A 15,178-nucleotide genomic window follows, 5' to 3' on the forward strand; every position below is an offset into this window, starting at 1 on the left:
TAGTTGCAAGGGGGGCCCAGTCGCGGCGCTGAGCCGATGAACGAAGGGCGCGCCGGTGCCGGCGCGCCCTCGGGGTTCTGGTCGGAAGGGCATGCCCGATCGGGCATGGCCTTCGCGTCATGTCACATCGGCAAGATGCTGAGCAGCTGGCCGCCGGTCATGTCCGAGTAGACGTAGTGGCTGCCGGGGACCATGACCTGCTGCATGCCGGCGACGTTGTCGGGGTCGATCTTCCAGGCCCAGCCCTCCTGATCGACGAGCCACACGAAGTCCTCGGCGTCGACGCTGAGGCCGATCGCGGTCGAGCAGGGGTTGGTGTTGTGGTTGGCGACCAGGGTCTTGGTGGCGCGGTCGATCTGGGCCAGCGCGCACGGGCTGTTGGAGGCGACCCACACGTGGTCCTTGTCGGCCGTGATGCCGCGGTAGCACGCGTTGGTGCCGGGCACCGAGGTGTACTGCTCGGTGTCGGGGTCGAAGGTGCTGACCGGGCCGCTGCAGCCGGCGAACCACGGGTTGCCGTCGCCGTCGACGGTGAAGCCGTACGACTGGATGTTGAACGGCGCGGTCCAGCGCGTCACGGTGATCGGGTTCTGGTCGGTGTTGATGCGCAGGAACTCGCCGCGCAGGCCGCCGAACCACGGGCGGAACTCGGGGTCGAGCGCGCCGCCGTAGGGGGCGTAGCCCTGGCCGTTCCAGTTGGGGACGTTGATCGTCTCCTCGATGGTGCCGGTCTCGCCGTCGATGCGGACGAAGTGGGCGACGCCGCCCGGCGCGTTGTAGCCGAGCCACACCTTGGGGTTGACGTACTTGCAGAGGTCGTAGTCCCACGTGCCCGGGGTCCAGGTGACGCCGCGCGGGCCGTTGGAGAAGCCGCCCGCGAACGGCCACTGGATGTGCCAGCGCAGACACTCGTCGACCATCCACGGCCGCACGTCGTTTTTGTTCTGCGAGGTGTCGATCATGCCGTTGCCGTTCTTGTCGACGCAGTCCTCGACGTTGGCGGCGAACATCGACGAGTTGCCGGTCTCGCGGTTGTTGACGACGACGAAGCGGCCGTCGGCGCTGACGGCGGTGCGCGACGGGCTGTTGCCGCCGGGGCCGGTGCGGTAGCGGGCGACCTCGACGAGCGTCTGCGTGTTGACCTTGGCGACGTCGCTCAGGTCCTGGCTCGGGATCCAGATGAAGCTCTTCTCGATCGGGCCCATGCCCATGCCGTCGCCCGGCTCGCACATCACCGGGTTGCCGGTGGTGCTGGTGCCGGTGGTGCCGGTGGTGCCCTCGGTGGTGGTCGTCGCCGTCGTGGTCGTGGTCGTGGTCGTCGACGGGTCAGGGCCGGTCGAGGTCGAGGTCGGCGAGATCGTCGTCGTCGGCGAGGTCGTGCTCGTCGTCGTCGTCTCGCCGATCGAGTCGGAGCCCTGCGTGTCCGGGTCGGTCGCTGTGGCCGTGGTGGTCGGCACGGTGCTCGCCGTGGTGCCCACCGTCGGGTCGTCGGTCGACTGCGTCATGCCGGCCGTGCCGGTGCTGTTCGCCGACCCCGAGTCACCACACGCCGAGAGCCCCACCGCCAGCGGCAGGGCGAGCCAACACTTGCCAATCCTTGTCTTCTGCATGGTTCCCATCATGCGGAAAACGGTGTTTCATGGGTGCTCGGACCAGAGGATTGCCTGGTTGGTCGACGAGTGGATCCTCTCTGGTCGATTCCGCGCCAGCGGCGAGGACGCGCAGCGGCCTGGCGTGGAGGACATGTCTTCACGGTCAGGCTGATCGGCTCGGCGCCGGCCCGACGTCGCGATGCGGACTGCGCGTCCGCCTCCGTCCTCCTCGGGTTCGCCGCCCGGCCCGCTAACGGCGACGCCGCCGCCGCGCGACCAGCAGCACGAGCGCGGCCAGCCCGGTCGCTCCGGCGCCGCCGCTGTCGCAGCCGCAGCCGCCGTCGTCGTCGTTGCCGCTGTTGCCGGCAGAGTCGCCGGTCGAGCCGGGCGCGCCGGTGGTGTCGTCACCCGACACGCTCCCGGTGGTCGGATCGGGCGCGGTCGTGGGCGCGCCCGTGGTGACATCCTCGGTGGTCCCACCGGTGGTGGTGGTCGCGTCCGTGGTGACGTCGCCGCCGGTGGTGTCGCTGCCGGTGGTGTCGAGACCGGTGGTGCCGGCGGTGGTGTCGTCGCCCGTCGTCTCGGCCGCGCCCATGAGCACGATGTCGGCGCACTGGTAGTAGAAGTCGCTGCCGCCGGCCGGCCCGAACGGGGGCTTGTCCGTCATCACCTGCAGCAGCTGCAGGGTGCACGAGTCGCAGCTCATCTCCGGGAAGGTGATCTCCTGCTCGTACATCGCCTGGGGCTCGACCTTGTCGGCGATCTCGTCGACCAGGACCGCGGGGTTCGAGTAGAAGTCGTCGTACGCGGTCGGATCGCCGAAGTCGTCCTGGCCCTCGTCGTCGAAGCTGATCCGGAAGTGCCCGGGATGCTGGACGGTCTCGGTCCAGCGGACGACGATGGTCTCGCCGCCCTGGAAGGTGTTGATGTTGGCGGTCGGCGCGTCGCCGGCCCCCTTGCCGCACGGGCCGGCCTTCTGGTCCGGGTAACGCGGCGTCGGGTGCTGCATCTGGATGTGGGCGGCTGCCGTCCCGGCGACGAGCATCGAAGCGGCGAAGGCGAGGGCGGAGATCGTAAAGCGCTGCATGTGGATGGGGCGCAGGTCGGCGCGGCGGCGACTATAGCGAGTTCGCGGGCGCACGGCTGCGCGTGGAGATCGCTGATCGCGGGCGAGGTCGCGCGACGAGGTCGCGCGGCCCCGCGAGGACCGGGCCGCGCGGCCGGATGCGGATCCCGCGGCGGCCGCGAGCGCAGGTGATCGACGCGGCACATGGGACATGTCCAGTGCGACATGTCTCGTAATTTTGATAGCGAAGGACATGTCCTCTCCGACATGTCGTTGCGACGAGCCGGTGGTGCGGCCGAGCCCAGGCTGTTCGATGGGACAGGTTCGGAAGGTCAGCCTTGCGGGTTGACGACCAGGTCGAGGCCGGCGCCGGTCATGTCCGAGTAGGTGTAGGGCTGGTTGAGGCCCGTGACCTGGAGGACGACCTGGTAGCTGTCGGGGTCGACCTTGTAGGCCCAGCCGCCCTGGTCGACGACCCACACGTAGCCCTCGACGTCGATGCTGATGCCGACCGGCGTGACGGCGCCGGGCAGGGGGACGTTGGGGTTCAGGATCGTCTTGGCGACGGTGTCGACGACGACGATGCCGGCGGGGAAGCCGTTGTGGGCGATGAAGGCGCGGCCCATCTTGTCGACCTGGATCCCGCGCAGACATCCGGGCCCGGTGCCGACCTGGGTCCAGATCTGGCTGTTCGGATCGAGGTGGTAGATGACGCTGTCACAGCCGGCGACCCACAGCTCGCCGTTGGCGTCGAGCGCCATGCCGTAGTAGGAAGGGAAGCCGTTGTTGGTGAAGACGGTGACCTGCAGGGTGTCGTGGGCGATCCGGATCGCGGGGCCCGTCGACCAGCCGGTGACGAAGAAGTCGCCGTCCTTGTTGACGGCGCCGCCGTAGGGGCCCCAGCTGTTGCCGCTCCACGGCACGTCGACGGCGTCGAGGGTGTTGCCGGTGGCGCCGTCGAGCCGCTCGAAGGCGCCGAGGTTCTGCCCCTGCTTGTAGTAGCCGAACCACAGCGGCGGGTCCTTGGCCGGGCACTTGTCGGGCTGGATCTCGCCGACCCACGCGAGCGGGCGCGGGCCCTCCTGGTAGGCGAGCGGGTTGGTCGGGGTCGGGTGGTGCCACAGCACGCACTCGTCTTGACCCCAGGGCTTGACGTCGAGCGGGCCGGTCGAGGTGTCGACGACGCCGTTGCCGTTGGTGTCGGGACAGTCGTCGTGGCGCGCGGCGATCTTGGTGACGCCGCCGTTGCGGTTGGCGACCGCGGCGTCGCCGTAGAGGTTGACGGAGGTGCGGCTCGGGCCGTTGTTGGCGTCGCCCAGGCCCTCCGTGAGGGGACCGCTGACGTAGCGGCCGACCTCGACGCCGGTGAAGGTGTCGATCTTGCTGACGGTGCCCTCGACCGAGTTGGCGATCCAGATGTAGCTGAACTCGGGCATGCCCCCGCCACCGCCACCGCCGGCGCAGCCGGTGCCACCGGGCTGATCGGGCTGGATCCCGAGGTCGAACTTGGTCTGCTCGGTGGTGCCCGTGGTCGGCGCGGCGGTGACGCTGACGGCGCCGGTGGTGGTGCCGGTCGTGGTCTGGCCGCCGCTCATCGTGCCGTCGGAGGTGGTCGGGTGCTCGGTGCCGCCGGTCGTCAGCGGCGGCACCGAGGTGGTGAGGGGGCCCGCGGTTCCGGTGGCCGTGTCGGTGCCCGCCTTGTCGTCGCCGCAGCCGACCAATGCGAGGGGAACGACGAGGCCCAGCGTGAACAGACAGGATGAGGGAGACATGAAACTATGGTCTTTTGTCGCGGGAAGCGCCGCAAGCGGGCGGACGAGGGTCGTTGCGCGATGTTTGTGCGGATCCACGCGTGGTTCGTGCCCCGCCTACGGCATAACCCGGGGCCGGAAGTCTGCAAGCGAGAGGGAGCCTCGCGCCGCGGACTCGGTGAGACCGCGAGGTCGTGCCTGTCGTAAGGGGCATGTCCGATCGGTCATGCAGTCGCGCGGCGGCGCCGTGGCGCGCGCGTGTGCCCGGGTTGCGGACAGGTGCGCCGGCCTGTGGGCCGCCGCCCGGAGCGGCGCCGCCGAAGCCGCGCGGAGGGTATGGTGCCGCCATGAAGCCGACTTACTCGTTGCTCGTCGCCGCGCTGCTCCCCGCCTGCAACGGGGGCGCGGGCGACACCAGGGCCGACTCGTCGACCGCCACGAACATCACGGGGGTGACCGCGTCGGGGGTCACGACCTCGACCGAGGCGACGGGCGCCGGCGAGACGGTCGGCCCGACCACCGAGGGCAGCGGCGGGGTGAGCGAGAGCGACAGCGAGACGCCGACGACGGCGGCGCCGCCGACCAGCACGAGCACGACGGCCGAGCCGACGACGGACGAGCCGGGCACTTCGACGACGACGGCCGCCACGAACACGTCGACGACGGACACGACCGGCGAGAGCGGCACGACGGACGTGCTGGAGGAGCTGTGCCCGTGCCCCGACCTCGAGGTGCCGCTCGACGACGGCATCTTCGTGCTGTCGAAGACGGCGCAGCTGTGGAAGTACTTCCCGCAGGGCAATAACTTCGAGCTGCTGGGCCCGGCCGACTGCGGGCTGGCGCCGTCGACGTTCTCGATGGGGGTCGACCGCGAGGGCTTCGCGTGGGTGCAGTACAGCGACAAGCAGCTGCGCAAGATCGACGTCACCGACACCTCGAATTGCAGCGACCCCGGCTTCGTGCCGCTGCAGAACGGGATCAAGAACTTCGGGATGGCGTTCGTCTCGAACAGCGCGATCGACAAGTGCGACCGGATCTACGGCAACCACTACAACGGGGTGGCGAACGGCGACATGGTCAGCGAGTTCTTCAGCGTCGACCCCGACACGCTCGCGGTGGTGCCGCACGGGCTCAGCGACTACGGGCTGGCCGAAGTGACAGGCACCGGCGACGGCCGGGCGTTCCTGTTCGCCGGGCCCGACCCGTCGCAGCTGGTCGAGGTCGACAAGGCCACCGGCGCGACCCTCGAGGTCATCCCGCTGCCGGGGGTCAAGACCGGCGGCGGCTTCGCGTTCGCGTTCTTCGGCGGCGACTTCTACTTCTTCACCGACAAGGAGTCGGACGGCACGAGCGAGGTCACCCACCTCGACTACGACGACAGCGACGGCAACGGGGTCCAGGACCTCGAGGTCGTGGTCGAGGACGCGCCGCTGCGGATCGTCGGCGCGGGCGTGTCGACCTGCGCGCCGCTGATCCCGCAGTGACGTAAGGGCATGCGCGATCGGGCATGTCCGATCGAGCATGTCCCTCGGCGAGCCAGCGGGCGCGGCCCTCGCCGCAGGCGGCGAGGCAGCGAGCGCGGCCGTACCGGCTCACGCGGCGCGTCGCGGGGCGGCGCTGCTCAACGGAGCCGCACGGGGTCCTGGCCCGGTGGCCGATCGCGTGGCCTCGGCGATCGCCGCGAGCTCGCGGCGCGAGCGGGCAGCTGCGCGAGCGAGGCCTCGGGCTTGCGGGTAAACTCGTGGCCTCGGCGGGCCGGTGATCGCTCTGGCAGAGTTCGGTCACGCGGGCCGCGGGCGCGGCTGCGCAGGAGCTTGCGCGTGGCGCGGCGTGAGCAGCAGACGCCGTTCGCCCGGGCCGACGGAACTCCAACTTCGCCACACGACGAACGGTTGAGTTTTCTTACCCCCACACGCTCCCCCGGGGTAGCCTTGCGGACGCATAACAGTCGCCGAGCGCACGAGGTACGTATGAGCGAGACCAAGACGAGACACCAAGAGCTGCAGCGCTTCGTGGACGAGTGGACGGCGCGCTGCCGGCCGGACCGCGTCGAGTGGTGCGATGGTTCGGACGCCGAGTACGATCGCATGCTGAGCCTGCTCATCGAGAGCGGCGCGGCCATCCGCTTGAACCAGGAGAAGCGCCCCAACAGCGTCCTGGTGCGCTCGGACCCGCGCGACGTGGCGCGCGTCGAGAGCCGTACGTTCATCTGCAGCGCCTCGCGCGAGGGCGCGGGTCCGACCAACAACTGGGAAGACCCGCTGGTGATGCGCAAGAAGCTCAACGCGCTCTACGACGGCTGCATGCGCGGGCGGACGCTGTACGTCATCCCGTTCTGCATGGGCCCGCTCGGCTCGCCGATCGCCCAGATCGGGGTCCAGCTCAGCGACTCGCCGTACGTGGTCGCGAACATGAAGATCATGACCCGCATGGGCAAGGCGGTGCTCGACGCGCTCGGCGACGACGGCCGCTTCGTCAAGGCGGTGCACTCGGTGGGTCAGCCGCTCGAGCCCGGCGACGCCGGCCCGGCGTGGCCGTGCAACCCCGAGAACACGTACATCACCCACTTCCCCGAGAAGCGCACGATCCTGTCGTTCGGCAGCGGCTACGGCGGCAACGCGCTGCTCGGCAAGAAGTGCTTCGCGCTGCGGATCGCCTCGGCGATGGCGCGCGACGAGGGCTGGCTGGCCGAGCACATGCTCATCCTCGGGGTCGAGGGCCCCGACGGCAAGAAGACCTACGTGACCGCGGCGTTCCCCAGCGCGTGCGGCAAGACCAACTTCGCCATGCTTATCCCGCCCAAGGAGATGACCGGCTGGAAGGTCACCTGCGTCGGCGACGACATCGCCTGGCTCAAGCCCGACGCCGAGGGCAACCTGCGCGCGATCAACCCCGAGGCCGGCTTCTTCGGCGTGGCCCCGGGCACGTCGATGGAGACCAACCCCAACGCGATGATCTCGTGCTCGCGCGACTCGATCTTCACCAACGTGGCGCTGACCGACGACGGCGACGTGTGGTGGGAGGGCATGACGAAGGAGCCGCCGAAGCACCTGGTCGATTGGACAGGTAAGGACTGGACCCCGGACTGCGGCCGCAACGCGGCCCACCCGAACGCCCGCTTCACCGCGCCGGCCCGCAACTGCCCGGTCATCGACCCCGAGTGGGAGAGCCCGGCCGGCGTGCCGATCCGCGCGATCATCTTCGGCGGCCGGCGCATGAACGACGTGCCGCTGGTCTACCAGGCGTTCAACTGGTCGCACGGGGTGTACATCGGCGCGACGATGGGCTCGGAGCAGACCGCGGCGGCCGAGGGCCAGGTCGGGGCGCTGCGCCGCGATCCGATGGCGATGCTGCCGTTCTGCGGCTACAACATGGGCGATTACTTCCGCCACTGGCTGTCGATGGCCAAGCGCGTGAAGGAGCCGCCGCGGATCTTCCACGTCAACTGGTTCCGCAAGAAGGACGGCAAGTTCATGTGGCCGGGCTACAGCCAGAACATGCGCGTGCTGCGGTGGGTGGTCGAGCGCTCGCGCGGCCAGGCCATCGGCGTCGAGTCGCCGCTCGGCTGGATCCCCCACTACCACGACATCGACTGGCGCGGCCTCGACTTCTCCGAGGCGCAGTGGGACGAGCTGATGGGCTACGCCCGCGACCGCGTCAAGAAGCAGACGCTGTCGCACGAGGAGCTGTTCCTCGAGCTGTCGGAGGCGCTGCCGAAGACGATGATCTTCGAGCGCGAGCTGCTGATCAGCCGGCTGTGAGCGGACAGGGCCGTGGCCTGCGGGCCATGGCCCTTGGTTTGTGTACGAAGGGACATGTCCGCGAGGGCATGTCCCTTCGCGCATGCGCGAGCGTCACGGGGCCTCGGCCAGCCAGGCGGCCAGGTCGGCGCGCAGGGCCTGCGGCTGGTCGTAGGTGACGGCGTGCGAGGCGTCGTAAGGCGGCAGGCGGATGGTCCGCAGGCCGGGGTCGGGCTCGCCGGGGAAGGCGTCCGGGCGGAATTGGACGTGCAGCTCGCCGGGCCGCTCGGCGCCGTCCGGGAGGTCGGCGACGTGCTCGGCGGCGTCGACGATGCCGCTGAAGATCTCGAGCGTGGGGGCGATCGAGGGGCCCCAGATGGCGAGGTCGCGGGCGGCGTCGGTGATGAAGACGCGGGCGTAGGCGAGGTCGTGGAGGAACAGGGCGCCGTAGTGCGGGTCGCTCGAGTGGACGCCGGCCATGATCGCGACCGGGCCGCGGAAGCCGTCGAGCGCCTCGACCGAGAAGGGCAGGTAGTAGCGGTCCCACTCGGGCAGGCCGCCGAGGTGGTCGGGGAGGTCGCCGGCGTCGTCGTCGCCGACGTAGTCGCCGGGGTTGCGCACGCGGAAGGCTGTCGGGCGGTCGGCGGCGGCCAGGCCCTCGATGCCCTCGGGCGCGACCTGCAAGATGGCGGCGAGGGTGTCGCGGCGCGACAGGCCGGCGCGCGTGCGGGCGAACAGGTCGGCCAGCCAGGTGCCGGGGCCGGCGATGTCGTAGCGGCTGCGGCCGGCGCTCTCGACGAAGTTGATGGCGTTGGTCCACGGGTCGCACGGGTCCGGCTTGGCGGCGCAGGGGACGAACTCGAGGCCGATGCTGTCCGAGAGGACATGGACGGGAGAACCTGGCGCTTCGAGCAGGTCACCGGCGCGCGCCTGCTGGGCCGAGCCGGCCAGGCTGGGCTGGACGAGGACGAGGTTGCCGAGCGCGCCGGCGACGACGGCGGGGTCGGGGGGGCCGTCGCCGGGGAAGCGCGCGGCGAGGTGGCCGGCGACGGCGGCGGCGAGGTCGGGGTCGCGGTAGCGCCCGGGGCCGTCCTGGTAGCGCGCGGGGAACAGCAGCATGTGCAGCAGGATCGAGGCGCGGATCCCCCCGTAGCTCTCGCCGACGAGGACGAGGCGGCGATCGGCGAGCTCGGGGTGGTCGTCCCAGAAGCGCAGGAGGGCGCGCGCGAAGTCGGCGGCGTCGAGGTAGCTGTTGAAGTTGCGGGTGGTGAGCTCGGCCGAGCGCGCGGCCACGGGGGAGGGATCGGCGATCGACTGCTGCGAGAAGCCGGTGTTGCGGGCGTCGATGTAGAGCAGGTGGCCGAGGGCGGTCCAGGGGGCCGGGCTCGGGGCCGGCTCGAGCGCGTCGGTGAGGGTCTGCGGGCCGGTGTTGCCGGCGAGGATCAGGCCGGTGGAGACGCCCGGGCCGCCGTTGAAGAGGACGAGCAGCGGGGCGTCGCCGGGGTCGTCGGCGGCGGGGTGGAAGCTGTAGAACAGCCGCGCGGACGAGCTGGTCATGGCGATGACGTGGTCGCCCTCGCCGATCTCGTAGGCGACGCCGGCGACGTCGAGGTAACCTGCCTCGGGGGACAGCTCGGGACAGTGACAGTGGAAGACGTCGTCCTCGCAGGTGCAGGTGCGACAGGGCGGCGGAGCGTCGCAGCCGACCGGGGGCCCGCCGGTCGAGGTGGAGGTGGTCGGCGCGGCCGTGGACGCGGTCGAGGTGGTGCTCGAGGTCGTGGTCGGCTCGAGACCGGTGGTGGTGGAGGTGGTCGAGGGCGAGGCCGAGGTCGAGGTCGAGGTCGAGGTGCTGTCGCCGTCGCTGCCGGCCGGCATGGCGTCGCCGCAGGCGACGAGCAGGAGCAGCGCCGCGGCGGCACCTGTGCGTGACGACATCGATCGAGCGTAGCGCGAGGCGGGGCGCGGGTGCGCGCGCAGATGCGTGATCGCGGCGGTTCGCGCTGCCGTCGCCGCGGTCGCGGCGCGAGCCCGGTTGATGACGGAGAGCTTGATGCCGCCGCGGTGGGCGTCCGAGGTGACGGCGGTGTAACCGATGTCGATGCTGTCGAACGACAGGTCGCGGGCGGGGAAGTGATGGCCTCCGCGAGGATGAGTCGGTCGACCAACTCGTGGTCGACGACGGCCAGCCGGTACCGGTCGAGCGGGTCCCCAGCGCGGCCGCGCCGCGGCTGATTCTTGCGACATGTCCTCGCCGACCGGGCGCCGGCCCGGCGAGGAAGGGTGCTATCGTGGCGAGGATGAGCGGGGCGGAGCTCGATCGGGTGGCGCTGGCGTTCGAGCCGGGCAGCCTGGTCGTGCTCAACGTGGTGCTGGCGCTGGTGATGATCGGGGTGGCGCTCGACCTGCGCCCGGCCGACTTCGCCGGGGTGGTCCGATCCCCGCGCGCGGCCATCGTCGGTCTTTTGGGACAGGTGGTGGTGCTGCCGGCGCTGACGTTCGCGCTGGTGCTGCTGCTGCGGCCGCCGCCGAGCGTGGCGCTGGGGATGATGCTGGTGGCGGCCTGCCCCGGCGGCAACATGTCGAACTTCATCACCCACCTGGCCCGCGGCAACACGGAGCTGTCGGTGACGATGACGGCGATCGGGACGGTGCTGGCGGTGGCGACGACGCCGTTCAACCTGGCTTTTTGGTCAGGTATGAACGCGGACACGGCGGCGCTGGTCCAGGCGGTCGCTCTGTCGCCCGGCGAGCTGGTGGGGACGGTGGTGGCGGTGCTCGGCGCGCCGCTGGCGCTCGGGATGCTGGTGGCGGCGCGCTGGCCGAGAGCGGCGGACCGCCTGCGCGCGCCGTTCCGGCTGCTCTCGGTGGCGTGCCTGGGGCTGTTCATCGCCATCGGCATCAGCCGCAACGCCGCGGTGCTGGGCGATCACTGGGCGCTGCTGACGGGGGTGGTGGCGCTGCACAACGGGCTGGCGCTGCTGTCGGGCTGGCTGGTCGCAAGGACAGCCGGGCTGCCGGGCCGCGACCGGCGGGCGATCGCCATCGAGGTCGGGATCCAGAACGCCGGGCTGGCGCTGGTGCTGGCGTTCGACTTCTTCCCGGGGCTCGGCGGGACGGCGATGATCGCGGCGTGGTGGGGCGTGTGGCACCTGATCGCCGGGCTGACGCTGGCGACGGTGTGGCGTCGCCGGGCGCTGCGCGCCGAGGACGCTCAGGCCCAGGCGACGACGACCTGACGCGGACCGCGGTACGGCATGCGGCCGTGCGAGACGGAGAAGTTGTCGAGCGCCACGACGTCGCCGGTGCGCCACGGAAACACGACCATGTTGCGCCAGATGACGTCGCGCAGATGCTCGAGGTCGGCGGGGTCGATCTCGCGGCCGTCCCGGTAGGTGCAGTGCATCGACATGGCGTCGGCCGGGGTGAACCGCCGCCGCGCGCCGATGATGAGGCGGGCGAACTGCGAGAGGGCGAGGCTGCGCAGGTCCCCCTGGCGGGCATGCACGCGCCGCAGCTCGGAGGCGGCGCTGGCGGCGTGGAACACCTGGACGTGGTTGAACCACACCGCCTCGCCGGTCTCGGGGTGCGCGCGCAAGGCGTCGTGCTCGCTGACGAGGCGCAGGCGCTGCCCCGGTAGCCAGGTGACCTGAAAGCCCTGCTCGGCGCACTTGGCCTCGACGACGGCGCGATCGGTGGTCAGGAACATTTCGTCCCAGCGCTTGAGCTGCCACAGGTCGAAGCGACCGCCGCCGTCCGGGCCGTCGTAATTGCGGATGATGCGGATGCCGCCGCGGACGAAGCGCTCGCGCACGCCCGGATCGAGGCCGGCGGCGACGCGTCGAAAGTCGCACAGGGGGGTCTCTCCGCCGCCCCCCTGCGGCGCGACGAGACAGGCGAAGAACAGCCGCCGCGGCGGGTCGCGCAGGAACGACATCTCGCAGTGCTGCGGGATCGGGTAGAACGGCGGCAGCTCGCTGGCAGAGAACACGTACTCGCTGAGGGCGTCGCGCGGCGAGGTGCCGAGGTACTCGTTCTTGAGCTCGGGGTCGATCGCCTGCGCGACCCGCTCGAGGTCGACCGGGACGCGCACGCCGAAGCCGCGCAGCAGGACGGCGCCGTGGGTACGAAGCTGTCCGGAGAGCCAGGTGCCCTCGGCGTCGAGCCAGGCGCGCAGACTGTCGACGCGGGCGTCACCGTCCGGCTCGACGACCGGCACGACCGCACCACCTCCGCCGCGGATCTCGCTGAGTCGCATGCGCCGAAGGTCGCACAGATCGACGGGCGCGGGGGGCCCGAGCGGAGAGGGCCGGGCGGGTGGTCCGAGAGGCGCACGCTCGCACCCGTGCGGGCCGCGAGGCTGTCCCGCAGGACAGTTTGCTCGCCCGGAACAGACCCGGGCTCAGGCGTCGGTGAGGACCTCGTCGAGGCGGGTGGCGACGAGGATCCGCGCGGCCCAGGTCTCGAGCAGGGCGTCGTCGCGGCACGTGAGGACGCGCTGGCGCTGCTCGTCGGTGAGGTCGAAGCCCTTGAGCTGGAGCATCTTGAGGACCAGCGAGGCCTTGCCCTCGGCGATGCCTTCGGCCTTGCCGAGCACCGTGCCCTCGGCGATGCCCTCGAGCCAGGGCTTGCGGAACAGGTCGCTGATCGGTTCCCAGCGCTTTTGCGTGGCCATGAGCTTCTCCAGGGCGATCCGGGCCGCTCGGCCCAGAAGGGCGGTGACGAAGTCAGGATAGAGGATCCCCCGCTGATCGTCGAGATCGCGCGTCGCGTCGAGGGCGGCGAGGGCGATGTGTTCGGCGCCGGGCTCGTCGGCGTGGGCGGCGACCGACAGCACGGCCAGCTCCGGCAGCTCGCGCGCCCGATCGAGGTCGGTGATCACAGGCACGGCGTCGGGGCCGAGCACCCACGGGCGGAGGACGTTGCGCCGACGGCCGAGGTCGATCGGTTCGGCGCACCAGCGGGCGACGTCGCGGTCGAGCGCGACGACGACGAGGGTGACCGGGCAATTGAGGCGGGTGCGCAGGCCGGCGACGTACAGCGGCCAGGTCCAGCGCTTGCGCAGGTCTCGCTCGACCTGGACCTCGACGACGAGCGCCTCGTCGGGCCGGTCGAGCGCGCCGCCCAGGCCGATGACGGCGTCGGCGCGGTGCTCGGCAAAATTGAGGTCGGCGAACTCGGCGGCGCTGATCCGGATCGGGCCCGACGGGCGCGCCTCGGGCCACAGCAGATCGGGGATCAACGCGGGCGCGTGACGGACGAGCTGGACCAGCGCCTCGTGGGACAGCTTGGGCATCGCGCGCGCGAGCTAGCACCGCGGGCTCGCGCGGGCCAGAGTTCGCGGCCGGAGTCCTCGTGCTCGCGCCCGCGAGGGGGCTGTCAGCGGGCGGGACGCTCGGGCCTGGCGGAGGAACGGGCCGGAGCCCTCGCGCTCGCGTGTCAGGGGGCGGGACGCTCGGGCTTGTCGGAGGACAGGGCCCAGCGGATCAGGAACTGGATCTTGGCGTCGCGCTGCAGGCCGCGGAAGAACTCGACCATGTCGTCGTAGACCTTGGGGTCGCGGACGAGCCGGCCGACGGTGCCCTCGCCGCGCTCGATGCCGGCGACGATCTTGTTCATGTTGCCGAGCGTGTCCTGCACGCTCTTCAGCATCTTGCCCTGCGAGTCGTACAGCAGGCGCGTCGAGATGTTGACGTTGTAGGGGTCGTGCAGGGCGTTCGAGATCGCGGCCATCTTCTTGCGCCCGTCGTCGACCAGCGGCTGCATGCTGGTGTCGAACTTGGTGAGGGCCTTCTGACCCTTGGCGAGGAAGTGGTCGAGGTCGGCGGCGCCGTCGCGCACGCCGCGGAGCGAGGAGCCGAAGCTGCGCAGCAGGTCCTCGTCGTTGAGCATGGCGCCGACCATGCCCTTGCCGGCCGCGGTGTTGCGCAGGTTCTCGTCGGCGGCGGCGAGCCGGTTTTGGATGTTCTTGACGGTCTCGCCGTCGCCCATGGCCGCGGCGAGCTCGGCGATCCCGCCGATGGCCTCCTCGACCTTGACGAAGCCGCCGTCGACCTTCTCCTTGACGGCGTCGATGGTCTCGGTCATCGACGGCGTGGTCTGGATCCGCCCGTTCTCCGCGATCGGCTGGCCGCGACCGACCGAGATCTGGATGATCTGATCGCCGAGCACGCCGTTCTGCGAGATGACGGCGCGGCTGTCGTCGCGGATGTGCATCATGCTGTCCTGAAAGACAGACAGGGTGACGCGGATCCGGCTGTGGTCGGTGGTGAAGCCGTCGCAGATGCCGGTGCCGCCGGTCCACAGCACGCCGCGGTAGCGCCGGCGCATCTCGGCGGTGACGCAGACCTCGCCCTGGCGGCACTGCGAGTCCTCCTCGCACGGGGCGTGCAAGTCCTTGTTGAAGGAGTACGACTCGAGCTCGGCGCAGCGACCCTCGTTCGCGCAGAACATGGTGCGATCGCAGTCGTCGGTGCGACCCTGGCCGAAGCGGCCGCGATCCTCGGTCTGCGGGTTGCACGGGTAGTCGACCCACACGAACTCGCGCTTGACGACGGTGCCGATCTCCATGCCCTCGATCTGCACGGCGCTGCCCTCGCGCAGGCCCGAGACCTGGCGGAAGTCGGCGGTGATCGTGACCGTCGGCCTCCACAGGTTCCTGCCCTGGCTGAAGACGATGAGGCCGACGACGATGAGGACGCCGCTGACGATGACCGCGAGGCCGACGATCTGGTTGAGTCCGTGCTCGTCGTTCCGGCGGGCCATCGCCGCCGATCGTAGCGGATCCAGGCGACGGTGAGGAGGCTCCGAGGGGGCCCGCGCGCGTCGTACGCACCCTCGGGCGCGGGCGGCCGGGATCGCGCGGAGGAGTCGATCGGCGCCCGCCGCCGCGGCGACGTGGACGAGGTCGAGGGGCGAGCGAGCCGGCGGCTGCGGGTGCGAAGGACCGCGGCCATCAGCGCTGCTGCGGCAATTCCCGCCGCGGGTGGTCGGCCCGGGCTGCGAGGCCGCGAACCCGAGCGAGGACATCGA

The 15,178-nt window shown here is 71.0% G+C and carries 10 protein-coding genes; 3 read left to right on the top strand and 7 right to left on the bottom strand.

Going from position 1 to position 15,178, the window contains the following annotated elements:
• Window positions 1–122: 122 nt before the first annotated feature.
• The 3 genes from K7C98_RS14165 to K7C98_RS14175 form a co-directional block, all read right to left on the bottom strand.
• The gene (locus tag K7C98_RS14165; protein ID WP_224192172.1) at window positions 123–1,610 is read right to left on the bottom strand and encodes a lyase; all 1,488 of its coding nucleotides are present in this window, start codon (window positions 1,608–1,610) and stop codon (window positions 123–125) included.
• Between the two features lie 232 nt (window positions 1,611–1,842).
• Window positions 1,843–2,679, bottom strand: a complete 837-nt coding sequence (locus tag K7C98_RS14170; protein ID WP_224192173.1) for an SCE4755 family polysaccharide monooxygenase-like protein — start codon at window positions 2,677–2,679, stop codon at window positions 1,843–1,845.
• 311 nt (window positions 2,680–2,990) lie between these two features.
• Window positions 2,991–4,430, bottom strand: coding sequence for a hypothetical protein (locus tag K7C98_RS14175; RefSeq protein ID WP_224192174.1), 1,440 nt, complete (start codon window positions 4,428–4,430; stop codon window positions 2,991–2,993).
• A gap of 326 nt (window positions 4,431–4,756) precedes the next feature.
• Between K7C98_RS14175 and K7C98_RS14180 the strand changes: the two genes are divergently transcribed.
• Both K7C98_RS14180 and K7C98_RS14185 read left to right on the top strand, forming a co-directional pair.
• On the top strand, window positions 4,757–5,893 hold the full coding sequence (locus K7C98_RS14180; protein WP_224192175.1) for a hypothetical protein: 1,137 nt from the start codon (window positions 4,757–4,759) through the stop codon (window positions 5,891–5,893).
• A gap of 486 nt (window positions 5,894–6,379) precedes the next feature.
• Window positions 6,380–8,170: a phosphoenolpyruvate carboxykinase (GTP) gene (locus tag K7C98_RS14185; RefSeq protein WP_224192176.1), complete on the top strand. Its 1,791-nt coding sequence runs from the start codon at window positions 6,380–6,382 to the stop codon at window positions 8,168–8,170.
• Between the two features lie 93 nt (window positions 8,171–8,263).
• Here K7C98_RS14185 and K7C98_RS14190 read toward each other — a convergent pair whose 3' ends face one another.
• Window positions 8,264–10,084, bottom strand: a complete 1,821-nt coding sequence (locus K7C98_RS14190; protein WP_224192177.1) for a S10 family peptidase — start codon at window positions 10,082–10,084, stop codon at window positions 8,264–8,266.
• Window positions 10,085–10,446: 362 nt separating this feature from the next.
• Here K7C98_RS14190 and K7C98_RS14195 point away from each other — a divergent pair, with 362 nt between their 5' ends.
• On the top strand, window positions 10,447–11,385 hold the full coding sequence (locus tag K7C98_RS14195; RefSeq protein ID WP_224192178.1) for a bile acid:sodium symporter family protein: 939 nt from the start codon (window positions 10,447–10,449) through the stop codon (window positions 11,383–11,385).
• Here K7C98_RS14195 and K7C98_RS14200 read toward each other — a convergent pair.
• The 3 genes from K7C98_RS14200 to K7C98_RS14210 all read right to left on the bottom strand — a co-directional run bounded on the left by K7C98_RS14200 (window position 11,361) and on the right by K7C98_RS14210 (window position 14,911).
• Entirely contained in the window at window positions 11,361–12,404 is a 1,044-nt protein-coding gene (locus K7C98_RS14200; protein ID WP_224192179.1) for a TauD/TfdA family dioxygenase, read from the bottom strand. The genes K7C98_RS14195 and K7C98_RS14200 overlap by 25 nt on opposite strands.
• Window positions 12,405–12,548: 144 nt before the next feature.
• Window positions 12,549–13,442: a hypothetical protein gene (locus K7C98_RS14205; RefSeq protein ID WP_224192180.1), complete on the bottom strand. Its 894-nt coding sequence runs from the start codon at window positions 13,440–13,442 to the stop codon at window positions 12,549–12,551.
• Window positions 13,443–13,585: 143 nt separating this feature from the next.
• Complete coding sequence (locus tag K7C98_RS14210; RefSeq protein ID WP_224192181.1) at window positions 13,586–14,911, bottom strand: MlaD family protein; 1,326 nt, start codon at window positions 14,909–14,911, stop codon at window positions 13,586–13,588.
• Window positions 14,912–15,178: the final 267 nt, after the last annotated feature.

Source organism: Nannocystis pusilla (genome assembly GCF_020073745.1).
Lineage (GTDB): Bacteria > Myxococcota_A > Polyangia > Nannocystales > Nannocystaceae > Nannocystis > Nannocystis radixulma.